The organism is Jatrophihabitans sp. (genome assembly GCF_036388195.1).
Taxonomy (GTDB): Bacteria; Actinomycetota; Actinomycetes; order Mycobacteriales; family Jatrophihabitantaceae; genus Jatrophihabitans_A.
Genome location: NZ_DASVSG010000042.1, coordinates 14,601 through 35,674 on the forward strand (window position 1 = coordinate 14,601; position 21,074 = coordinate 35,674).

The 21,074-nt window shown below is 67.2% G+C and carries 21 protein-coding genes; 17 read left to right on the top strand and 4 right to left on the bottom strand.

Annotated features, from left to right (window positions below):
• Positions 1-11 precede the first annotated feature (11 nt).
• The 5 genes from VF612_RS03820 (at position 12) to VF612_RS03840 (ending at position 7,103) form a co-directional block, all read left to right on the top strand.
• Positions 12-719 carry an SDR family oxidoreductase gene (locus VF612_RS03820; RefSeq protein WP_408658521.1) on the top strand — a complete coding sequence of 236 codons (708 nt, stop codon included), beginning with the start codon at positions 12-14 and terminating at the stop codon, positions 717-719.
• 219 nt (positions 720-938) lie between these two features.
• Positions 939-1,970 (top strand): DNA-methyltransferase, encoded by a 1,032-nt coding sequence (locus VF612_RS03825; protein ID WP_408658522.1) that lies wholly within the window; start codon positions 939-941, stop codon positions 1,968-1,970.
• Positions 1,971-2,140: 170 nt separating this feature from the next.
• Positions 2,141-4,540 carry a hypothetical protein gene (locus VF612_RS03830; RefSeq protein WP_408658523.1) on the top strand — a complete coding sequence of 800 codons (2,400 nt, stop codon included), beginning with the start codon at positions 2,141-2,143 and terminating at the stop codon, positions 4,538-4,540.
• Between the two features lie 212 nt (positions 4,541-4,752).
• Entirely contained in the window at positions 4,753-5,526 is a 774-nt protein-coding gene (locus VF612_RS03835) for a hypothetical protein (protein WP_408658524.1), read from the top strand.
• A complete protein-coding gene (locus VF612_RS03840) occupies positions 5,523-7,103 on the top strand; it encodes an SIR2 family protein (protein ID WP_408658525.1) in 1,581 nt (526 codons plus the stop codon). The genes VF612_RS03835 and VF612_RS03840 overlap by 4 nt, the downstream gene beginning before the upstream one ends.
• 149 nt (positions 7,104-7,252) lie before the next feature.
• Here the strand turns inward: VF612_RS03840 and VF612_RS03845 are convergent, their stop codons facing one another.
• Positions 7,253-7,405, bottom strand: coding sequence for a hypothetical protein (locus VF612_RS03845; RefSeq protein WP_408658526.1), 153 nt, complete (start codon positions 7,403-7,405; stop codon positions 7,253-7,255).
• 5 nt (positions 7,406-7,410) lie between these two features.
• Entirely contained in the window at positions 7,411-9,411 is a 2,001-nt protein-coding gene (gene acs, locus VF612_RS03850) for an acetate--CoA ligase (protein WP_408658527.1), read from the bottom strand.
• A gap of 163 nt (positions 9,412-9,574) precedes the next feature.
• On the opposite strand from acs, the gene VF612_RS03855 reads away from it, so the two are divergent.
• Complete coding sequence (locus VF612_RS03855) at positions 9,575-10,315, top strand: oxidoreductase (RefSeq protein ID WP_408658528.1); 741 nt, start codon at positions 9,575-9,577, stop codon at positions 10,313-10,315.
• Complete coding sequence (locus VF612_RS03860) at positions 10,308-10,967, top strand: DUF402 domain-containing protein (RefSeq protein WP_408658529.1); 660 nt, start codon at positions 10,308-10,310, stop codon at positions 10,965-10,967. Before VF612_RS03855 ends, VF612_RS03860 begins: the two co-directional genes overlap by 8 nt.
• Before the next feature lie 367 nt (positions 10,968-11,334).
• Here the strand turns inward: VF612_RS03860 and VF612_RS03865 are convergent, their stop codons facing one another.
• Positions 11,335-12,132, bottom strand: coding sequence for an HAD family hydrolase (locus tag VF612_RS03865; protein ID WP_408658530.1), 798 nt, complete (start codon positions 12,130-12,132; stop codon positions 11,335-11,337).
• 183 nt (positions 12,133-12,315) lie between these two features.
• Here VF612_RS03865 and ssd point away from each other — a divergent pair, with 183 nt between their 5' ends.
• From ssd to VF612_RS03905, 8 genes are all read left to right on the top strand, one after another.
• Positions 12,316-13,017, top strand: a complete 702-nt coding sequence (gene ssd / locus VF612_RS03870) for a septum site-determining protein Ssd (RefSeq protein WP_408658531.1) — start codon at positions 12,316-12,318, stop codon at positions 13,015-13,017.
• Positions 13,014-14,174 (top strand): TadA family conjugal transfer-associated ATPase, encoded by a 1,161-nt coding sequence (locus tag VF612_RS03875; RefSeq protein WP_408658532.1) that lies wholly within the window; start codon positions 13,014-13,016, stop codon positions 14,172-14,174. The genes ssd and VF612_RS03875 overlap by 4 nt, the downstream gene beginning before the upstream one ends.
• Positions 14,171-14,998 (top strand): type II secretion system F family protein, encoded by an 828-nt coding sequence (locus tag VF612_RS03880; RefSeq protein ID WP_408658533.1) that lies wholly within the window; start codon positions 14,171-14,173, stop codon positions 14,996-14,998. The genes VF612_RS03875 and VF612_RS03880 overlap by 4 nt, the downstream gene beginning before the upstream one ends.
• Before the next feature lie 11 nt (positions 14,999-15,009).
• A complete protein-coding gene (locus VF612_RS03885) occupies positions 15,010-15,756 on the top strand; it encodes a type II secretion system F family protein (protein ID WP_408658534.1) in 747 nt (248 codons plus the stop codon).
• Positions 15,757-15,790: 34 nt separating this feature from the next.
• A complete protein-coding gene (locus tag VF612_RS03890) occupies positions 15,791-16,549 on the top strand; it encodes an SDR family oxidoreductase (protein WP_408658535.1) in 759 nt (252 codons plus the stop codon).
• Between the two features lie 252 nt (positions 16,550-16,801).
• Positions 16,802-17,008 carry a DUF4244 domain-containing protein gene (locus tag VF612_RS03895; protein ID WP_408658543.1) on the top strand — a complete coding sequence of 69 codons (207 nt, stop codon included), beginning with the start codon at positions 16,802-16,804 and terminating at the stop codon, positions 17,006-17,008.
• Positions 17,005-17,370, top strand: a complete 366-nt coding sequence (locus VF612_RS03900; protein WP_408658536.1) for a TadE family type IV pilus minor pilin — start codon at positions 17,005-17,007, stop codon at positions 17,368-17,370. The genes VF612_RS03895 and VF612_RS03900 overlap by 4 nt, the downstream gene beginning before the upstream one ends.
• Positions 17,367-17,744 carry an Rv3654c family TadE-like protein gene (locus VF612_RS03905; RefSeq protein WP_408658537.1) on the top strand — a complete coding sequence of 126 codons (378 nt, stop codon included), beginning with the start codon at positions 17,367-17,369 and terminating at the stop codon, positions 17,742-17,744. Before VF612_RS03900 ends, VF612_RS03905 begins: the two co-directional genes overlap by 4 nt.
• 10 nt (positions 17,745-17,754) lie before the next feature.
• Here VF612_RS03905 and VF612_RS03910 read toward each other — a convergent pair whose 3' ends face one another.
• Complete coding sequence (locus VF612_RS03910; RefSeq protein WP_408658538.1) at positions 17,755-18,492, bottom strand: ANTAR domain-containing protein; 738 nt, start codon at positions 18,490-18,492, stop codon at positions 17,755-17,757.
• A 250-nt stretch (positions 18,493-18,742) separates the two neighbouring features.
• Between VF612_RS03910 and VF612_RS03915 the strand changes: the two genes are divergently transcribed.
• Both VF612_RS03915 and VF612_RS03920 read left to right on the top strand, forming a co-directional pair.
• Entirely contained in the window at positions 18,743-19,411 is a 669-nt protein-coding gene (locus VF612_RS03915) for a MerR family transcriptional regulator (RefSeq protein WP_408658539.1), read from the top strand.
• A complete protein-coding gene (locus VF612_RS03920; RefSeq protein ID WP_408658540.1) occupies positions 19,408-20,802 on the top strand; it encodes an ATPase domain-containing protein in 1,395 nt (464 codons plus the stop codon). The genes VF612_RS03915 and VF612_RS03920 overlap by 4 nt, the downstream gene beginning before the upstream one ends.
• Positions 20,803-21,074 lie beyond the last annotated feature (272 nt).

Genomic DNA, 21,074 nt, shown 5'->3' on the forward strand with positions numbered 1-21,074 from the left:
GGGTCTGCCCTGTGTCGAGTTATCTGATCACCGGGGTCTCCGGCGGGATCGGCCGGGTGTTGTCTGAGAGGTTGCTCGCTGCCGGACACCAGGTGTTCGGGCTTGCCCGTCCTGGCTCGGATCTGTCCGGGCTGGGACTGGCTGAGGTGGTGACCGCGGACCTGGCTGCGCCGGAGTCGCTGGAGCCGGCGCTGGCGCCGTGGCTGTCTGGCCTGGCCGAGCTGGACGGTGTGGTGCACTGCGCCGGCATCGTGCGGCCGGGCACCCTGGCTGGCTCTTCGCCGGCGGATTTCGAGGAGCAGTTCACAGTCAACGTCACCGCGGCCGCCGAGCTGACCCGGCTGCTGCTGCCGGCGTTGCGGGCCGCGGGTGGCACCGTGGTGTTCGTAAACTCCGGGTCCGGGCTCAACGCACGCTCGCCGATGACCTCCTACGGGGCCTCGAAGTTCGCCTTGCGTGCCTACGCCGAAGGGCTGCGTCAGGAGGAGCCGGGGGTACGGGTTTCTACGATCTATCCCGGTCGTACTGCCACTGGGATGCAGCGCCGGGTTCGGGACGCCGAGTCGGGGGAGTACCGGGAGTCGGACTACCTGCAGCCGTCCACTGTCGCTGGGGTGATCGAGATGATGCTTTTCCTGCCGGCCGACGGGACGATCACGGACCTTGTCGTGCGGCCGGCTGGGCTGCCCGGCCCCGCTTCACCGGACGCCCACCGCTGAGCCGGCTCAGCCTAGTGGGCCCATCGGTCAGCGAAGGCCGAGTCCCAGCCAGTGCGCAAATGTTGCTATCTTGACATCCGCTTCGGCTGTGGCAGACGCCGCGATGTTGACGCGAAGACCTCCGTCGTTATTTCGAGAGCGCAAGGGATCGGTGGCGGCTGTAGGGATCGGTAAGCGGCGCGTCGATCAGACACAACCTGCATCTGAAGGTCGGCCTCCATGGAAGTGCGGCCGCACTTGGTGTACCGTCACGATCGTGATAGCCAGCTCAAAATCACTCAAAGCTGTAACGGCATGAGCTCAATCCGGGCCGGGGACGCCTTTGACCTCATCGAAGAGCTCGAAGATCACAGCGTAGATCTCATCGCGACATCGCCGCCGTACTGGGGGCTCCGTGATTACGGCATGGCACATGACGAGAGCGTGCTTGAACAGTGGCGTTCGACCGGGTGCGAGGACACCCGCGTGCCGCACTACGACTGGTATCGGTCGGCTGGCGGCCGTCTCGGCCGCGAGCCCTTTCCGACCTGGTATGTCGCCCACCTTGTCGAGTTCTTCAACAAAGCACGCCCGGTTCTGAAAGACTCCGCGAGCATGTGGGTTAATCTTGGAGACACCTATTTCGCGCGTTGGGGCAGCATCCGTGACGGGGGTCGGCAAGGCCTCGCGTCGAGTAGAGGACGGCGGCGGACACCTTCGGGCGGGTACTTGCATGACAAGCAACTCCTGATGATTCCAGCCCGGTTCGCAATAGCTATGCAAGACGCGGGCTGGATCCTCCGCAACGACTTGATCTGGGCCAAACCGCAGGTTCTTCCACGTCCGGAGAAAGACCGCCTTCGGCTGTCGCATGAGCACTGGTTTCATTTCGTTTTGAAACAGAAAGCTGGTCGGCCTCAGTACTATTACGACTTGAACAGTTGTGAGCCTGGTGGCCTCGACGTGGTGACCTGTCCGACGGAACCTGGCAGCAGCGGCCATTCAGCCACCTTCCCTTCCCAGTTAATTCGGCCCCGGATCCTAAGCTCATGCCCCCCTTCTGGCGTCTTGCTTGACCCGTTCTGCGGAACAGGCCGCGCGGTCGTCGAGGCTGTCCGAGGCGGACGGACCGGGATCGGATTCGAGTTATGCGAGCCATTCGCTCGCGTCGCCTCCAAAGCTATTAGTGCGGCTGCAAAGTCGAGTAGCACGGGGCAAGACAGCACGGCACTGGCACCGGCTCAGCGACGAAAGAAGGCTGCAAGTGAGTGATGGCCGAAATGCCGCTGCGCTTGACAGCGAGACTCACCGAGTGAGGGAGGTCCTAGAAGGGGCGCGCAAGGGCAAGCGAGACCCTGATGTCGAGCTGTTCCAGATCCTTGCCGAGCTTGAGCTAGGCGATTCAGCAAAAGCGTCAGAGCATCTGACTCGGCTGGTACGCGATGCTGATCAAGATTGAGGCTGATCCAATCGGCCCGCTTGATGTTCTTCATGAGCTGCCGTCGGCTCGCCTCGCGACACTTGAGGGCCTCAACGGCATTGGGAAAACACTAGCTATCCGCCTGCTTCAAGCATGCACTGGTGTGGTTCCATATCCTGCGGGTTCCGCCTCATGGGGCAGTCTCTGCAACGGCCTTGGCCCGATAAGGATTGAGATCACTCAACTAAACGGCGCCCACCAGATCGTGTGGGACGGCGATACAAGGGACTGGCTCGAACCGCGGGATCAGCCGATTCAGTTCCGAGCCATCACGGTCGACGGCGAGCCAGCCGATCTCGACCGTATTCGCCAACTTTTCTCTGTTTACCGTGTTGCCGGTGACGAGGGGATCGTCGAGACGCTCGCCAACCAGGCCGATGCGAACGCACAACTGATTGGCCGCTGGGCACGGCGCGTCGCTACGGGCGATCGAAGCCGGTTGGCCTTCCTTGAGCAGGCAATTCAAGCTGGGGTGAGCGATGTTGGCGAGCATGCGGCGGATCGTCACCGGCGCGCGGCGGCTGTAGTATCCGACGCCGAAGCTAAGTTGCAACACGCGACAGAGCAAGCGGAGCGAGCGCAGCAACGGCGAAATCAACTGCGGCAGGCCGTGGAACTGCGCGATCGCCTCGCAAAACTACAGTCACGGTCGCCCAACCTCGAGCGCCAGCTCGCGATGGTCAACGAGCACATCAGCGAGGTCCGGTTGGCGCACGACCAACTTCAACGCCAGATCGCGGCGCTGGCAGGTCGCGCGGCTGGAGCCGAGTCGTTATCACACGAGCTCGAACTTGCGCGAAAGGCGCTGCAACGGAATCAGGCGAAGCTCTCTCAGGCGCTTTCGACCGCTTCGGCTGCGGCATCGCCCCTCGGTATCGAGCCGTCTGAGTCGGCCGCAAATGACCTCAGGACATCCATCCGAGCGCGTATTGCTGAGCTGATACAGGCGCAGTTAGCACTGGACTCGGTCCCTGCGATGCGGCAGGTGCTAGACACCGTTGCGAACCAGCTTGGTGACGCTGAGCGCAGGGGCCTCGGCGACCAAGTTGCTGTCGACGATCCAGAGACAGGGCTTCAGCTGAATGTGACTGAGACCCGAACAGGAATGCAGACCCGGCGGGCTTATCTCGAAGGTCAACCTCCTCCGCCAGAAGCAGAGCGGGTGGCGACGGAACTTCTGACTGCCCGACGAGACCTTGCGAGTGCAGAGGACCTTCTCACCGTCCTTGATGATGTAAAGCAGTTGTATAGCCGAGTAGGTGCGAACGAAAAACGTGTAGACGCTGCTCTGCAAGCAAGCGATCCGAAGCTTTCACAACAGCTGCAGCGTGTTGAGCGTCAACGCCGAGAACGTGACGAAGAACTTATGCGGTTGGCAGCAGAGCGGGCGGCTCTGACGCAGCAGCTCGGCAGTCTTGGTGAAGGCGCGAGTGCACCCGCGGTATCTGCTCAACTTCGCGCCATTCTGGGCGAAGCCAGCGTGGCGGAAGCAGAGCTGACCATCGAATTTCGCGCTGCCGAAGAATTTGCGCGGAAAACGAAAGATGAACTCGCTGTGGCGCACGAAAAGCTCGCCTCGGCGCGGAAGGATACGGCGCGCGTAGAAGCCGACGTTAGACGTGCGAGCGCAACAGTCTCATCATCTGCTGAGCTTGCGTGGCTCCGCGCAGCCCTGGAGCCGCACGCCGTGCCATCTACCAGCGTGACGATCCGACAGCAAATAGAGTTCCTTGATCGCCTCGCAGCGCGGCTCGATAAGGTGCTTGATCGTCTGGGCGCGCACCGCGCCCAGCTGGCAGCTGTCGAAGCTGCCCTTCGAGGCATCGCACGGCACCTTCGCGGCGATGAGATCCGAGCTGAGCAATATGTTGAGGAACTTCAGCGATGGCTCAGTCGCCGCTTCAGTGAGTGGTTCAACAACGAACGCGTTCGTCATGAACTACTTCCGCTTGCCACCGGTCCAGTTCGGGTAGATCTCGTCGCTGGTGAAGTCCTCTGGTCGGAAGGCGACCAACAGCGCTCCCGTCCGCTGTCCGCCTTCAGTAGCGGAGAGCAGGCCTTCGCCTACACGCGCGCACAACTGGGCGTGCTGGACGACGAGGATCCACGCCCCCTGAATCGACTGATCGCACTGGATGAATTCGGCGCGTTTATCGCCCACGATCGCTTGGCAGGCCTGTTGTCTTACCTGCAGGAGCGTGCAGAGCTCCATCCTGAGGACCAAGTCCTCGTAATCCTTCCTCTTGGCAAGAACTATGCCGAGCTGGCGAAGGCCAGCATCGGCGAAGAGGCATCCCGGCTCCAGTCCTTGGCAGAGGATGTGCGGAAGCGCAGCTACGCCGTGCAGCGGTTGGTCTCATGACAACTGGACCGCCGCCGTCGCCACTCGGGTTGCCAACGCGTTTAGATCGTGCTGCCGTCGATGAGCTCCACGACGCGCTATGGGTATTGTGGCGGAGAACGGTCGGCACCTCGCCGGGCGACTTGCCGAGTGATCTAACGCTGCTTCGTAAGTGGTTTGACCCGGTAGCTCAAGGCCAACGCTTGAGGCGTGAGCTTGCAGATCTAGCGGAAATGCCGGCCGAATGGACCGATCCGGGACCACCGCTGACGCTCTTCGTCAGTTCAATGAAGCGGTTGGTGACTCCTGAAGGTCGATGCGCCCTGGATCTGTTGCAAAGCCTACCGCGGGACCGAACGGCGTACGCACTTGTGGAGGTCGACTTCGTGCCATACGAACGTCAACTCGCCGCGGTTTATAAGGACTGGTCGCGACATCGGCTGCAGTCGGTCATCGACCTTCTAGCCGGTACAACCAAGCCACTTCAAATCGCCGCGGCTGGCGTAGTCATCGCCTTGTTGGTCAACCGTTGCACCTCGGAAGACCGTGCATTGACCCGATTCGCCGCTGGCACCGCACGAGACGTCGTCGATGCGGCGTTCTTCAAGGCGGTGACCTCCTTCGCTACCGCGCTGGCTCCAGCGCGACGTGGCAACCCGGAAAACGCCAAACTGGTTAGTGGATGGATGCTTTACGAAGCGCGTCGCAGGCTCGGCGATGGGCTTATGGTGGTCGACACGCGCGGTGGAGAGGATGGAAAGGTCTGGATTGAGGCTGACGCTGTCGACCACGTCATCGAGGTCATCGCTAGAGATCTGGCCCGTGGGCACCGAGTCCGAGTGACCCCGGCGAACTTTGCGGCTGCCTTCGATGCGCTGGTTGACGCTCTACGCTCAGAGCTCCAAGGTTTAGCGTCGTTCGGGCTCGGTAACGAGCGCCCGCTGGACACAAAGCGATTGAAGCAGCGACTTATCGATAGTCTCCAGAAGCAGCTCGTAGAGTCGTGAGCGAGTTCGTCGCCCCCCTCGACCTCGGAGCTGAGGTGGCCCGCGTACACGCTAAGAGTGCAAGCGGGACCATTACGGTCGTGGCGGTCGTCGTTGACGAGCTCGAAAGCGCGCTTACCGTTCTTAGGGCTGTTTGTGACCTAACAGACGGTGTCCTGCTTGATGCCGATGACCTCGCATTGACAACCGCCGTTAATGGCACGACGGATCCGGTTATCCGCGCCGCTGTTGTAACCGCTCTTGGATCTGGCGCATCGCTCAGCCGTCACGTCGTGCTCGTCAACAAGGGGGGCGGCCAGATTGATGCGGAGTTCCGGAACCCCCCTACTGGAGCATCTCCTAGCCCCGGTGAGAGAACCGTTTTAGCACTCGCACGTGCGGTAGTGCACCGAGACTTAGATGATCACGAGTTCGCAGTTATCGCGTACCGTGACAGCGTCATCGACCTGCAGTTTCGGGAAGCTATCTGGAATCTCGGCGTTAAGCAGCTTGCTGGCATGCCACATCGCACGCTTCGTACGGTGGTCTTCGTCGCCGAGTCGGCGATTGATATCGGATTGCACTGCGATACGGAGTTTGGGTTCAGGTTTGCCTTGGAGAAGTCGCGCATGCTCAAACGATCAGGCCGCGACAACTTGAACCACTGGGCAGCCAAGCTTGCGGCTGAGCGCGAACCCATTGTTCTGTTTCTCGGTGCCGGCTTTGCTGCATCGTCACGTCTTCCCCTCGGAAACTCGCTGCGCGACTCCGCAATCCGACGCCTCCTTGGAATTAGCGTGACGGATCCATTGGCGTCCCAGCAACTTGCTGATCGATTCTTCGACTGGATCGATGCGAAGGACGACTGGCTTACCCCAACAGAGAAAGCACTCAACAAGGATAAGTTCACGCAGGCGCTCACACTTGAGCAGGTAATCCGGGCTGAAGCCCGCACTTACGAAGACCTGCCAACGCTAGCCGAATTTAAGAGTCACCACGATAAGGTTATAGGGTCGCCTGGCTCCGCAGTCCTGGACCTTGCAGATATCTTGAGAAATGTGACCGGTCAGCGGCTTATTCTCGTCGAGGTTAACTTTGATCTGCTTGTCGAGCGGCACAGTCCTCACCCATTAAAAGTATTCGCTTCAGATGACGATTTCAAAAGCGCGAAAGACTATCTCGCTGCATATCTAGGCGGTACCGAGGCAGCCATACCGCTACTCAAACTTCACGGGTCGATCGATCAGCTTGATACGTGCATAGTAAGCGCTGATCAGACGGCGATCGGCTTGCCTTCGGGAAAATTAGATGCGATTAGAGCCCTGTTGCCGACTGACGAACGGCGGCGACGGTGGGTCTATATCGGGGCAAGTATGCGCGATCATGATCTTCTCCGAGTGTTTCGAGACTCAGACTTCGCAAGCCGAACGGACGAAGTATGGGTGGCGCCATATCTGGCCGATACCGTCGAGGAGTACGCACACGACCGCCTCGCTTTCTGGAGGAATCGCGAGCTTCGAACGATCGATGACCGGCTCATCACCGTTACGGCGGACGCGTTCTTTGGTGCTCTTCGCCAAGCCTGGCCCACTCCGTGAGGCACACCAGCGAATCTAGGTGGTGTGATTATACAATCAACCTTCGGGGGAACGGTCCTATGAAATGGCTAGGCTGTGGGACCCGCACCTTTATTTAAACGTGGGAAAGCTGGTCAATAGGCGCGGCTGCTCGTAGAACTGGTGCGGACTCACCCGCGCAAGCCACGAACCGCATCGACTCCACGCACCACGTCGCCTCGCGCATAGGCAGCATCCGCCTCGCGGATGTCGGCCAGTGCTTCAGCGTCGTTCAGCACGTCCACTGCCTCGTCCCACTGAGGTGGGTCGTCGGGGGTGATCACACATCTCAGTCCTCGGCGGCCTTCCCGCCCTTAGCGGCGAGCCCCTCCGAGATCAGGTCCATCACCGTCGAATCCGCCAGCGTGGTGACGTCCCCGATCGAGCGATGCTCAGCGACGTCGCGCAGCAGCCGTCGCATGATCTTGCCGGACCGGGTCTTGGGAAGCTCGGCCACCACCAGGATCTGCCGGGGCTTGGCGATCGCGCCGATCTCCTTGGCCACGTGGTTGCGCAGCTCGGTGACCATCTCGGCCCCTCCGTCAGCGGCCGACCCGCGCAGGATCACGAAGGCGACGATGGCCTGGCCGGTGGTCGGGTCGGTGGCGCCGACCACCGCGGCCTCGGCGACCGAGGGGTGTGACACCAGCGCCGACTCGACCTCGGTGGTCGAGATTCGGTGGCCCGAGATGTTCATCACGTCATCGACGCGGCCCAGCAGCCACAGGTCGCCGTCGTCATCCTTCTTCGCGCCGTCCCCGGCGAAGTAGTAGCCCTGCTCGGCGAACCGTGACCAGTAGGTGTCGCGGTAGCGGTCGTCGTCGCCCCAGATGCCGCGCAGCATGGACGGCCACGGCTGGGTCAGCACCAGCAGCCCGCCACCGCCGTTGGGCACCGGCTGGCCCTGGTCATCGACCACATCGGCCTCGACGCCGGGCAGCGCCCGCATCGCCGAGCCCGGCTTCGCGGCGGTGACCCCGGGCAGCGGGCTGATCATGATCGCGCCGGTCTCGGTCTGCCACCAGGTGTCCACCACCGGCGCCCGGTCCCCACCGATCACCCGCCGGTACCACATCCAGGCCTCGGGGTTGATCGGCTCACCCACCGATCCGAGCACCCGCAGCGAGGACAGGTCGAACTTCGACGGGAACTCCTCGCCCCACTTCATGAACGTCCGGATCGCGGTGGGCGCGGTGTAGAGGATGGTGACCCGGTACTTCTCGATGAGCTCCCAGAACCGGCCCTTGTGCGGGGTGTCCGGGGTGCCCTCGTAGATCACCTGGGTGGCGCCGTTGGCCAGCGGGCCGTAGACGATGTAGGAGTGCCCGGTGACCCAGCCGATGTCGGCGGTGCACCAGTAGATGTCGGTGTCGGCATGCAGGTCGAACGCGGCATGGTGGGTGTAGGCCGTCTGGGTCAGGTAGCCGCCGGTGGTGTGCAGGATCCCTTTCGGCTTCCCGGTGGTTCCCGAGGTATAGAGGATGTAGAGCGGTGTCTCGGAGTCGAAGAATTCCGGCTGGTGCTGCTCGGGCTGCCTGGCCACCGCCTCGTCCCACCACAGGTCGCGGCCCTCGGTCATCTCGATGTCGTTGCCGCCGCGCTTGACCACCAGCACATGCCGGACCGGTGAGGTGTCGCCCTCGAACTTGGCCAGCGCCTCGTCCACCACCGGCTTGAGCGGAAACACCGAACTCCGGCGGTAGCCGCCGTCGGCGGTGATCACCAGCGTGGCATCGGCGTCGAGCACCCGGTCATAGATGGCCTGGGCGGAGAAGCCGCCGAAGATCACCGAATGGATCGCGCCGATCCGGGCGCAGGCCAGCATCGACACCACCGCCTCGACGAGCATCGGCAGGTAGATCGCGACCCGGTCGCCCTTGCCGATGCCGAGCTCGGTCAGCGCGTTCGCGGCCTGGCAGACCAGCCGCTGCAGCTCGGCGTAGCTGATCGTGCGGGTGTCACCCGGCTCGCCCTCGAAGTGCAGGGCGACCTTCTCACCCCGCCCGGCCTCGACGTGGCGGTCCACGCAGTTGACCGCGGCGTTCAGCCGCCCGCCGATGAACCACTTGGCGAACGGGGCGCCCGACCAGTCCAGGACCTGGCTCCACTCCGTCTCCCAGTCCAGCCGGCGAGCCTGGGTCTCCCAGAAGGCCAGCCGGTCGGCCGCTGCCTCCTCATAGGCCTGCTCCGAGTAGTTCGCCGCGGCCGCGAACTCCTCCGACGGCGGGAACCGGCGTTCCTCGTGCAGCAGGTTGGACAGGCCACTCTGGGGATCGCTCGACTCGCTCATCCGGCTCCGCTCCTCTGGCATCTCATCCGCGCCGATGTCTGATGCCGACGTTATCTCCCGGCGCCGACATGCAGAAGGTGGGAGCCGGGATCGATGTGCCCGGCGAGGACAGGCGCATGCCCGACGTCCGGGCCGGTGGCGGTCGTGGCTAGCGTTCAGCTCCGTGAACCCCGATCCGCTGGACCCGTTGCTGGAGCTGCCCGGCGTGGCCGACTCGGTGACCGCGAGCAGGCAGGCGGTCGACAAGCTGCTCGGGCACCGGGTGCTGCGGCGGCGTTCGTCCGACGTCTCGGCCGAGTCGCTGCTGCGCGGCGCGTGGGCCTCGGCGGCGCTGGCGGGCTCCTCGGCGACGCTGGAGGAGGTGCGGGCCGGGACGGCGACCGACCCGATCGTCCAGGGAGCGTTGCGGATCTCGACCGAGCTGGCCGTGCTGGCCGGGGCATGGGCCGGCGCGCAGCGGCAGGTGCTGGCCCGGCTGCACACCCTGGCCGCGCTGGACCTGCTGCCGCCCGAGCAGCTGGGACGTCCCCGTCCGGACCGGGAGGTGGCCCACCGGCTGGACACCCTGGCCGAGGTGCTGGCCCGGACCAAGGCGCCGGCGGTAGTGATCGCGGCGATCGTGCAAGGAGAGATGCTGAGCCTGGATGCCTTCGCGCCGGCCTCGGCGGTGGTGGCGCGAGCGGCGGCCCGGCTGACCCTGATCGAGCGGGGGCTGGATCCGAAGTCGCTGGTCGCCCTGGAGGTGGGGCACCTGGAGCTCAGGGAGCAGGAGCAGGCGGCGCTGGCCGGCTATCGAGGCGGTGAGCCCGACGGAGTCCTCGGCTGGATCCGGCACTGCGGCCAGGCCGTCGAGCTCGGGGCTCGGGAATCCCTCGCCATCTGCGAGGCGATCCAGCGTGGTTGAGCCCGTGGACCCGACTGCGCTCGTGCCCGGTCAGCCGTTGCTGCGCCGGTACCGCCGGGGCGTGAGCACGTCCTGGCTGCAGGCCTGCCGGGTGGTGGCAGCCGATGAGCGCGGCGTGTTCTGCTGGATTCCGGTGGGCGCCGGCTTCGCCTACCGCGAGCGGCCGGACGGCTCACCGGTACGCGCGGCGCCGATCGCCGACTTCGCCTCGGCGCAGCTGCGGCTGGGCGGTTGGCAGGGGCGTTCGGCCCTGATCCTGATGCCGCCCGGGCGGGCGCACTCGGTGTGGTGGTTCTTCTCCGAGGCCGGCTTCAGCGGCTGGTACGTCAACCTGGAGGCCCGCTCCCGGTTCTGGTGCCATGACGGCTGGTACGGGGTGGACGTGGCAGACCACGAGCTGGACATCGTGGTGGCGCCGGACCGCAGCTGGCAGTGGAAGGACGAGGACGACCTGGTGGCGGTGACCGGCCTTCTTGGTTACTGGGACGCTCATGGCAGTGCCGAGATCCGAGCCGAGGGGCGACGGGTGCTGGCCGATGTCGAGGCCGCCCGGTTCCCGTTCGACGGCAGCTGGTGTGACTTCCGGCCGGATCCGTCCTGGCCGACTCCCCGGCTTCCGGAGCCGCTGCCCGACTTCGAGTGGTCCGACTGAAGCCCGATCTCAATGAGTGAGGGCGCCGTGCTTGCGCACGGGGGAATGAGTGAGGGCGCCGTGCTTGCGCACGGCGCCCTCTGCGGTCAATCGGGTTACCAAGCGTGCACCTTGACTCAGGCGCGGACCGGTGAGGGCCCGCGTCGACAGCCGTTAGCGTGGCTCGGCCGCCGCGTGGGTGCCCGGTTGCCCACTGGCGGAATCCTCGACCGGTGGGGGCGGACCGCCATAGCCACTCGAGAACTCCGTACAGCATTCGTACTCCCGAATACCCTTACAACGCAAGCCTGAGCCCGCATTACAGCGTGTCGGGTCTTTTCTGTCGCAGCGTCGTGTGATGCGGAGTCTCGGCCGGCGAGGGTGCGGCTCAGTCGCGCTGCGACCTGCGGGAATGGCCGTACCACAGCAGCGCGGCAAGCCCCGCCGCGCCGGCGGCCATCACGGCGCTGGTCGCCGGCTGTGGCGCCTTGAGGCTGGCGAGCCGTTCGCGCAGCGGCACGGCGTTGGTGAAGGCAAGCGTCGGCCACTGCTTCTCGGCCGCCACCTTGCGCAGCGCCTTGTCGGGGTTGACGACATAGGGGTGGCCGACCGCTTCCAGCATCGGAACGTCGGTGATCGAGTCGGAGTAGGCGTAGCTGTCGGTCAGGTCGTAGCCCCGCTCGGCGGCCAGCTCCCGCAGCCCGTCGGCCTTGTGCCGGCCGTAGGCGTAGAACTCGATCTCGCCGGTGTAGCGACCCTCACGAACCACCATCCGGGTCGCGATGACATGGTCGGCGCCCACCATCTCACCGATCGGGCGCACCACCTCGTCGCCGGAGGAGGAGATGATCACCACGTCGCGGCCCGCGGCCTTGTGCTCGACGATCAGCTCGACGGCTTCGTTGTAGACCAGCGGGTCGATGATCTCGTGCAACGTCTCGTTGACGATGTCGCGGATCTGCTGGACGTCCCAGCCGGTGCACATGGCCGTCAGGTACTTGCGCATCCGGTCCATCTGGTCCTCGTCCGCGCCGGAGAGGGCGAAGACGAACTGGGCGAAGGCGCTGCGCAGCACCGCCCGGCGGTTGATCAGTCCGCCCTGGTAGAACGACCGTCCGAACGCCAGCGTGCTGGACTTGGCGATGATCGTCTTGTCCAGGTCGAAGAACGCCGCTGAGGTGGCCACCCCGCGAGGATAGCCAGCGCGTGTCCCTGCGGCGCGTCGCCGGTCCGCCTGGTTGCTGGGTTGCTGGAGGGTTGATTCGGGTCGCAGCAGGTCGCGTCGGGTCGCTGTCCACAGTCGGGGTGGCCATCCACAGCTTTCCTCGGAGCCGTCGCCGGGCCGGTGGGCTGGGCCAGGGTGGTGCTCATGACAGCGCATCCCAGGATCGGCGTGCTGGCCGGCTGCGGCGGCGCGGGCGCCAGTGTCTTCGCCGCCGTGCTGGCCTGGTGCGCCGCGTCCGAGGCCGGCCGGGCTTTCCTGATCGACTGCGATCCGGTCGGTGGCGGCATCGACGTGCTGCTCGGCTGCGAACGCGCCGTCGGCTCGCGCTGGAGCCAGGTTCGGCTGCGTGGCGGCAGCCTCGACCCGGACGTGCTGCGGGACTGCCTGCCGAGCTGGCACCAGGTGTCGGTGCTCGCCGTCGATGATCCGGGCGCCCTCGACCCGGTCGCGCTGGGCCAGCTCACCGACGCCGCGGTCCGGGGCGGGCCGGTCGTGCTCGACCTTGCCAGGTGGCCGTCGCCGCTCCGGGCGGCGGCGCTGGACTGCTGCGACCTGACCGTGCTGGTGACCCCGGCCGAGGTGCGTGCGGTCACTGCCAGCGCCGCCGTCGTCCAGGGCCTGGACCCCGCGCGCACCGTGCTGGCGATCCGGGGCTCCGCTCCGTCGCTGCCGGCCGACCGGATCGGGGCGTTGCTCGGCGTGCCGGTGCTGGGCGAGCTCCCGTATGACCGCGCCAGCCGGCAGCCCGGCGGCCTGGATCCGCGCCGGCTCAGGCGTGGCAGCCGGCAGATCGCCCAGGCGGCCCTGGAACGCTGCGCACCCGTTGACCGGGGCGTGGCGGCGTGAGCAGCGACTTGGTGGACCGGGTTCGACAGCGGTTGGCCAACGGCTCCGGCCCGGTCGACCTCGGCGTGCTGGCCGGCCAGGAGTCGGCGCTGCTGCTGGACTCCGGGGCCCGTTCGCAGCTGTCGGGCCAGCTGGCCGCCGAGCTGACCGGCGCCGGCCCCCTGGAGGGGCTGCTGGCCGGCGCGGGGGTCACCGATGTGCTCGTCAACGCACCGGACCAGGTGTGGCTGGACCGGGGCGCCGGCCTCGAACGAGCACCGGTGCGCTTCGACTCCGACGCCGCCGTCCGCCGGCTGGCCACCCGGCTGGCCACCCAGGCGGGCCGGCGCCTGGACGATGCCGCTCCGTACGTCGACGCGGTGCTGCCGGACGGCACCCGGCTGCATGCGATCCTGCCGCCGCTGGTGGCCCATCCCGCGCTGTCCTTGCGGGTGCTGGCCCGGCGCAGCTGGACGCTGGCCGACCTGGTTGCGAGCGCGGCTCTGCCCAGCGAGGTGGCCGAGCTGCTGGCTGCGCTCGTCCAGGCCAGGTTGACCCTGCTGATCAGCGGGGGCACCGGAACGGGCAAGACAACCCTGCTGGCGGCGCTGCTGGGCACCGTCAGCCCCGCTGAGCGGATCATCACGATCGAGGACACCGCGGAGCTGGCGGTGCGCCACCCGCACACCGTCGCCCTGCTTGCCCGGTCGGCGAATGTCGAGGGCGCCGGCGCGGTCGAGCTGCGGGAGCTGGTGCGGCAGGCGTTGCGGATGCGCGCGGACCGGCTGGTGGTGGGCGAGTTCCGAGGGGCCGAGATCGTGGAGCTGCTGGCCGCGCTGAACACCGGCCACTCCGGTGGCGCGGCCACCGTGCACGCCAACTCGGTCGCCGACGTGCCGGCCCGGCTGGTTGCTCTCGCGGCACTGGGCGGCATGTCCGCCGTGGCCCTGCAGGCCCAGGCTGCCAGTGCGCTGGACGTGCTCGTGCATATCCGGCGGGACCGGGCAGGGCTGCGCCGGATCGAGCAGCTGGCCTTGTGGCCGGCTGAGTCGCTGACCGTCGAACCGAGCCTGATCTGGACGAGGACGGCCGGCGCCGGTCCAGCAGCCGGCACGGTGCGAGCGCTTCTCGACGCTGCCGAGGTCGAGGCGCCGGCGTTGCTGGCGCTGAGCCCATGACGGCTCTGACGCTGCTGCTGCTCGGAACCGGCGTGGCGCTGGTCCCGGCGCCTGCGGTTGCCCAGCGGCGGCTCGGCTGGCTGGCCGAGGCCAGATGGGGGCACACCATGCCAGCCCGGCCTCGTCGTGGTAGCGGGCCGGCCTGGGGCCGGTTGATCAGCCCCCGCCTGGGCGCCGGCGTAGCGGGACTGACCCTGGGTCTGGCCGCCGGGCTGGCAGCCGGCCCGGTGCCGGGGCTGCTGGCTGCGCTCACCGGGACCGGGCTGGTTCGCTGCCTGAGGCTGTTCAGCGCCGAGCGGGATGACGAACGCTGCCGTGCGGACCTCGCTGCGACCGTCACCGCGCTGCGCAACGAGTACGCCGCCGGCGCGACCACGGCGGCCGCCTTCGCCGCGGCGGCGACGAGCGCCGGCCGATTCCAGCCCGCCGTCACCCGTGCCGCGGTGCTGGCACGCGAGGGCGACGACGTAGCACCGGCGCTGGCAGCGGAGGGCGAGCTGGTCAGGTTGGCAGTGGCCTGTGATCTGGTACGTACCACCGGGGCGCCGCTGGGCCGGTTGCTGGCAGGGGTGCAGGCGGACCTGCAGGCCGACCAGCGGACGCACCGCGCGGTCCGCACCGCATTGGCCGGCCCGCGCAGCTCGGCGCTGCTGCTGGCCGGGCTCCCGCTCATCGGCGTGGCGATGGGCAGCGTGATGGGCGCCCACCCGGAACGGGTGTTGCTGCACACCCCTGCTGGGCTGATCGCCCTCAGCGCGGGGGTAGTGCTCGACCTGGCAGGGGTGGCATGGACGCTGGCGCTCAGCCGGCGGGCACTGGCATGAGTGTCATGGGCATGAGCGCTCCGGGCTGGTTCGCCCTGGCTGGAGCGCTCGTGCTGGCTCCGGCATGGACCGCCCGAACGCCGGCCCGGCACCGCGAACCCGGGGCGGGGCTGCTCCATGGACCAGCGGCGGCCGGCGCGGCGGGGCTACCCGGGGTGGCAGCAGCCGCATCAGCAGTCCTGGCGGTAGTGCTCGGCGGCTGGCCCGGTCTGGCGGCATCGCCGCTGGCAGCTGGCGCTGCGTGGCTGGCGTGCAAGCTGGCGCTGGCGAAGGCCGCCGTCCAGCCACCTGAGCCTCGTTCGGTGGCATTCGTGGTGGATCTGCTGGCGGGGGCGCTCGCGGCGGGCCTGCCGCCGGAGCTGGCGATCGACGGGGTCGCCGCGGCGGTGGCGGAACACGGCAGCGACACCTTGCGGCGCGCTGTCGAACCGCTGGGCCGGGTGGGCCGATTGCTGCAGCTGGGCAGCGACCCGGCAGTCGCCTGGGCGTCGCTGTACCCGGCGCCCGGGTACGCCCCCGTCGCCGACAGCGGCAGGCGCTGCGCAGCCAGCGGCGCTCGATTGGCCAGCGCGTTGGCGGCGGCGGCCGATGAGTTGCGATCCCGGCACCAGGCTGAGGCGCTGGCCCGCGCCGAGCGGGTCGGAGTCTGGTCGTTGCTGCCGCTGGGCCTGTGCTTCCTGCCTGCCTTCGTCTGCCTCGGGGTGGTCCCCGTGATCCTGGGCGTGGCCGGTGAGGTGTTCGGCGGCGTGCCTGGCTGAGCGGGTTTTGTTGGAAGAGTGTTAAATGTCAAGCATGCGAGTGGCAGTGGCAGGTGGCACCGGCCTGATCGGCCGGCACGTGGTGACTTTGGTCGAGCAGGCCGGTCACGAGCCGGTGGTGCTGGCCCGGTCCCGTGGAGTGGACATCACCACGGGCTCAGGTCTGGACGCCGCGATTGCCGGGGCCCACGTGGTCATCGACGTCAGCAATGTGACCACGCTGTCGAAGAAGCGCGCGGTGCGGTTCTTCACCGCCGGCACCGAACAGTTGATCGAGGCCGGCGGTCGCGCTGGTGTGAAGCACCACCTCGCGCTGTCCATCGTCGGCATCGACCGGGTCGGGTTCGGCTACTACGCGGGCAAGCTGGCCCAGGAGGACCTGGTCCGCCGCGGCGGCCTGCCGTGGACAGTGCTGCGGGCGACCCAGTTCCACGAGTTCGCCGGACAGCTGCTGGACCGCAGCCCCGGACCGCTGGCCGTGGCTCCAGGCATGCGAGTCCAGCCGGTGGCTGCTCGCGAGGTGGCCCAGCGGCTGGTCGAGCTGGCCACCGGACCGGCGCAAGGCCGGGCACCCGAGATCGCCGGCCCGCAGGCGCACGCGCTGGTCGACCTGGTGCGCCAGGTCGCGCGCGCCCGCGGCCGCCGCCGGCTGGTCGTGCCGCTGCCCATCCCGGGTGGCAGCGCCGCTCGGAACGGCCTGCTGCCGACGGGCGAGCACACCACCGGAGTCCAGACGTTCGCCGAGTGGCTCCGCTCCGACGGAGCCCACGGCGGTTCCAGCACCGGGACCTGACTCAAGCGCGCTGATCAGCCCGGTCTACCTGTGGCTGCGTCAGCGTAGCCAATGCATACATAGCCAAACTCTGCGACCGGTCCAGTTGCCGCACGGACGCGGCCACCGGCTCGTCCCGGCTGCCCCTCATCCACAGCGGGCTCGGCTGTCCACAAGCTTCGATCGGACGGCGGTTTCAGCCGCTGGGTCAGCGACGCTCTAGGCGAAGTTCTCCCAGCCGGGCAGGACAAAGTCAGTGGAGGTCACACCATGATGTCGATACGACGGACGATTCGCCGAGCGGTCAACCGAGTCCACAGCTCCGGTGGCGCCGATCACGGCATGACGACCGCCGAGTACGCGGTGGGGACCGTGGCCGCGGTGGCGTTCGCGGCAGTGTTGTTCAAGGTGGTGCACAGCCAGGCGGTGCAGACGGCGCTGTCGCACATCGTCACCTCGGCGCTCAACGTCTCGCTGTGACCCTCCGGCGGCGGCTGCGGTCGGACGCCGGCATGGTCACCGCCGAGACTGCGATGACCCTGCCGGTGCTGGTGCTGCTGACCCTGGCCGGCGTGGCCGCGGTCGGTGTCGGGCAGGCCCAGCTGCGCTGCGCCGACGCGGCCCGGGAGGCGGCCAGAGCAGTCGCCCGCGGAGATGCCGGCGCCGCGGCGGCTCGCGCTCGGGCAGCGGCGGGCCGGCCGGTGTCGGTGCGGAGCGCCGGTTCTCCGGCGTCGGACACCGTGGTCACGGTGCGGTTGGCGCTGCGTCCGGTCGGCTGGCTGCCACCCGTCACGATCACCGAAACCGCGGTGGTGGCCTCCGAGCCGGGCGTGCTTCCGTGAGCTGGCGGCTGGCCCGGCGGTCGGACCGGGGCGCTGCCACCGTGTGGGTGCTGGCCTCAGGCGCGGTCATCATCGCCGTCGCGCTGGCGATGGTGGTGCGCGGCTCGGCGGTGCTCGCGCGGCACCGGCTGGAGCGGGCGGCTGACCTGGCCGCGCTGGCCGGCGCCGAACAGATCGGCCGCGCTGGTCAGCCGTGTGCCGCCGCCACCCGGATCGCGGCGGCGAACGCCGCGACGCTGGTGTCCTGCACCGCCCAGCTCGATCCAGCCGGGCGCAGCGGGACGGTGGCGGTGATCCTGCGCCGCACGGCCGGCTTTCCGCTGATAGGCCCCCGGACGCTTACAACCCACGCCCGAGCCGGTCGACTGCCCTGACTCGGCGCCCTCACCTCATCCGTGGCGCGGGCAGTTCCAGCATTCCGGTCTCGCAGACCTCGGTGGCCACCTCGCGGAGTTTGCGGTGGGTGTGTTGACTGGCCATGCGCAGTAGGTCGAATCCTTGCTGGCTGGTGAGTTTGTACGTCGACATCAGGATGCCGATCGCCTGGCCGATCTCCCGGTTGGTCACCAGCGCGAGTTGCAGATGTGCCGCCTTGTCGCGCTCGACCGCCACAGCAAGCTGCAACCGCTGGGCGCGTACCAGGTCAATGGCTCGATCCAGCAGGAGTTGGGCGATGACCCTGTCGGAGCTGGTGGGACGGTCTCGGTCATGCCAGCGCCAGGTCATGGTCCCGGAGAACTCCGGGTAGTGCTCCCAGGCGCTCTGACGGAAGGAAAGGGTGAGTTGATCCCCACCGGTCAAGGGCATCGTCCAGGGGCCAGGCGTTAGCGGCTCGCCCGGCACGTCAGCGGGCGCCCCCGCGCTGATCGACCGGGTCACCCCCTCCTGCACGATGGTTCCCCAGCACTCATCAGCGATGGCGGATGCGCACACGCCGGCAAGGCTGGCCAGGACCACGGCCGGCTCGGGTGAGGCAACCAGCCGCTGCACCGCCGCGATAGCCGCCGTGGGATCTCGCCAGGGGGCCAGGCCGAGCGCAGCGTCGGATGCCGACTCAGCAGTTACCGCGGTGCTGGGTTGCGGGGCCAGGGCAAGCTCATCGTCAGGCGCTTCGATACTCATCCGCCGTGCTCCCTCGTGCGCGGACCCGACTACCTCGGGTTGGGGCCGAGGCGTGCAGCGTCGCTGTCGATTCCTGACCTGTCCTCAGGAGTGAGAGGCAAGTCCAGGCGACCCATAGCAGGCCAGCTGGTCAGGCTTCTGCAAGGAATGTAGAGGTGTAGGAACAGTTGCGCAAGAGTTGTCTAAGTCTTGTGACAGGTTCAAGGATGTACTGCTGGACTTTGGGAGATGATTGGGAGATTATGGGGCAATGGAGGGTGGGTCGACGGGCGACGGCGCTGGCGTCTATAGCATTGGCGCCGTAGCGAACATGCTCGGAATCCAAGCCCAGACATTGCGGGCCTGGGAGGAGCGCTACACCCAGATCGTCCCGAGTCGGAGCCCCGGCGGGCAGCGGCTCTACAGTCGTGATCAGGTCGCTCAGCTCCGCTTCGTTCGCGAGCAGATCGAGTCGGGCCTGCAACCGGCCGATGCGCACCGCCTGCTTGCCGAGCGGCGGGACTTCGAGCGTCCCCTCGCGCCGCAGGCCGGGGAGCCGGGGTACTCGATCCTGCTGGCCGAACGTGACCCTTACGCGGCTGATTTCGTCGAGTACTTCCTGCGCACCGAGGGTTATACCTCTCTGGTCGTGCTGGACGCGTCCCAAGCCGAAGAGATCCTCGACAACGACCAGCCACATCTGCTGGTGGTCGATTTGATGATCTCCGGTGGCGCAGGGCTGGCATTGGTCAACACCGCGCGCAAGCGTACGGCCATCCCAATCCTCGCGGTCTCGGCCCTTGACTCACGAGACGACGCGTTCGAAGCCGGCGCCGATGCCTTCCTGAAGAAGCCCTTGGAGCCGCTGCAGTTCCTCTCCACCGTGCGCGACCTGCTCGGCACCAGCGCCTATCTAGGCCGACGGGCCCAGGGCCGATGATCGATCGACTGCCCAGCGGCTCTGATCGCTTGGACAAGGTGCTCGGCGGCGGTCTGCCGCTCAACGGAATCACCCTGCTCGCCGGCAGGCCAGGCTCGGGAAAGACCATCCTGGCCCAGCAGTATCTGTTCGGCAACGCCACTGCGGGCCGTCCGGCGCTCTATCTCTCCACGGTCTCCGAGCCCTTGGAGAAGATCCTCCGTTACGGCCAGTCCCTGGATTACTTCGACACCTCCGCCCTCGGCTCCAGCGTCTTCTACGACGACCTCGGCCAGATGCTCAACGACCAGGGGCTGCCTGGTGTCCTGGCCCGGATCACCGAACTGCTGAGGGAGCGGCGGCCGGGGCTGATGGTGATCGACAGCTTCAAGGCGTTGCGGGTCTACGCGACCGATGCCGGTGCCTTCCGTCGTTTCCTGCACGACCTCGCCGGCCGGCTCTCGGCCATGGCTGTCACGTCGTTCTGGGTCGGCGAATATGACGACACCGATGCCAGCGATGCGCCGGAGTTCGCGGTCGCCGACGCGATCCTGTCGCTGAGCACCGAGCACACGGCCGAACGAGAGATGCGCGTCCTGCAGGTCCTGAAGTTGCGGGGCAGCGGCTTCCTCACCGGCAAGCACACCTACCGGCTGTCCCCGGCTGGCCTCGACGTCTTCCCCAGGCTGGCCGACCCGCTCCACGACGCAAGCTACGGCGGGGATGTCGAGCGTATTTCCTGCGGAATCGATGCCTTGGACCAGATGCTGTCCGGCGGGTACTGGCGAGGTTCCTCGACCTTGATCGCCGGGCCGTCCGGCGCGGGGAAGACCCTGCTCGGGCTGCACTTCATCTTCGACGGAGCGCAGCGCGGCGAGACCGGTGTCATCGCCACCTTCCAGGAGAACCCGGTTCAGCTGGAGCGGATCCTGCAGGGCTTTTCCTGGTCCTTGAAAGATCCTGGCATCGAACTCATGTACCGCTCGGGAGTCGACCTGTATCTCGATGAGTGGGTCCACGACTTCCTCACCACGGTGCAGCGAACCGGGGCCAGGCGGGTCGTCATCGACAGCCTGGGCGACCTCCGGGCTGCGGCCGGAGACGAGCTGCGGTTCCGCGAATACGTCTACTCCCTCCTGCAACGGTGCGCTCGCGCCAACATCAGTGTCCTGATGACCCAAGAGGTGACGGAACTGTTCGGGGTCACCCGGTTGTCCGAGTACGGCATCTCGCACCTGTCCGACAATGTCCTCCTGCTGCAATTCCTGCGCGGGGACTCCGCGCTCAAGCGCGCGCTCACGGTGCTCAAGACTCGAGGCAGCGCCCACGACCAACACCTGCGCCAGTTCGATATCACCGCCGAGGGCGTGGTCCTGGGCGAGCAGTTCAGCCCAGGACAGAGCCTGCTCTGACCCGCCAGCATCGCTGCCTGCTCTCCGGCTAGGCGGGAAGAACCTTCTTGGCTGCTTGCCCGATGGCACGGGTGGCGGTGACACCACCACCGCCACTGGCTGGTCATCGTCGAGGATGCAAGATCACCGGCGCGCGATCCGAGACAAGGCTCAGCGGCCCGGCCGCCAGCGGGCGTGCCGAGTGCCGGGGTCCGGCTCGCGGATCAACGTCAGCCGCGGCCGGGGCCCGTCGGTACGGCCGGTCGGCGGTTTGCGACGCCCGGCGTGGTACT

Excerpts from the sequence above, each read along its gene's own strand:
- VF612_RS03920 (WP_408658540.1), top strand. The coding sequence starts at position 19,408 with ATGATCGATCGACTGCCCAGCGGCTCTGATCGCTTGGACAAGGTGCTC.
- VF612_RS03830 (WP_408658523.1), top strand. The coding sequence starts at position 2,141 with ATGCTGATCAAGATTGAGGCTGATCCAATCGGCCCGCTTGATGTTCTT.
- VF612_RS03880 (WP_408658533.1), top strand. The coding sequence starts at position 14,171 with ATGACGGCTCTGACGCTGCTGCTGCTCGGAACCGGCGTGGCGCTGGTC.
- VF612_RS03835 (WP_408658524.1), top strand. The coding sequence starts at position 4,753 with ATGCCGGCCGAATGGACCGATCCGGGACCACCGCTGACGCTCTTCGTC.
- VF612_RS03895 (WP_408658543.1), top strand. The coding sequence starts at position 16,802 with ATGTCGATACGACGGACGATTCGCCGAGCGGTCAACCGAGTCCACAGC.
- ssd (WP_408658531.1), top strand. The coding sequence starts at position 12,316 with ATGACAGCGCATCCCAGGATCGGCGTGCTGGCCGGCTGCGGCGGCGCG.
- VF612_RS03885 (WP_408658534.1), top strand. The coding sequence starts at position 15,010 with ATGAGCGCTCCGGGCTGGTTCGCCCTGGCTGGAGCGCTCGTGCTGGCT.
- VF612_RS03890 (WP_408658535.1), top strand. The coding sequence starts at position 15,791 with ATGCGAGTGGCAGTGGCAGGTGGCACCGGCCTGATCGGCCGGCACGTG.
- VF612_RS03825 (WP_408658522.1), top strand. The coding sequence starts at position 939 with ATGGAAGTGCGGCCGCACTTGGTGTACCGTCACGATCGTGATAGCCAG.
- VF612_RS03910 (WP_408658538.1), bottom strand. The coding sequence starts at position 18,492 with ATGAGTATCGAAGCGCCTGACGATGAGCTTGCCCTGGCCCCGCAACCC.
- acs (WP_408658527.1), bottom strand. The coding sequence starts at position 9,411 with ATGAGCGAGTCGAGCGATCCCCAGAGTGGCCTGTCCAACCTGCTGCAC.
- VF612_RS03915 (WP_408658539.1), top strand. The coding sequence starts at position 18,743 with ATGGAGGGTGGGTCGACGGGCGACGGCGCTGGCGTCTATAGCATTGGC.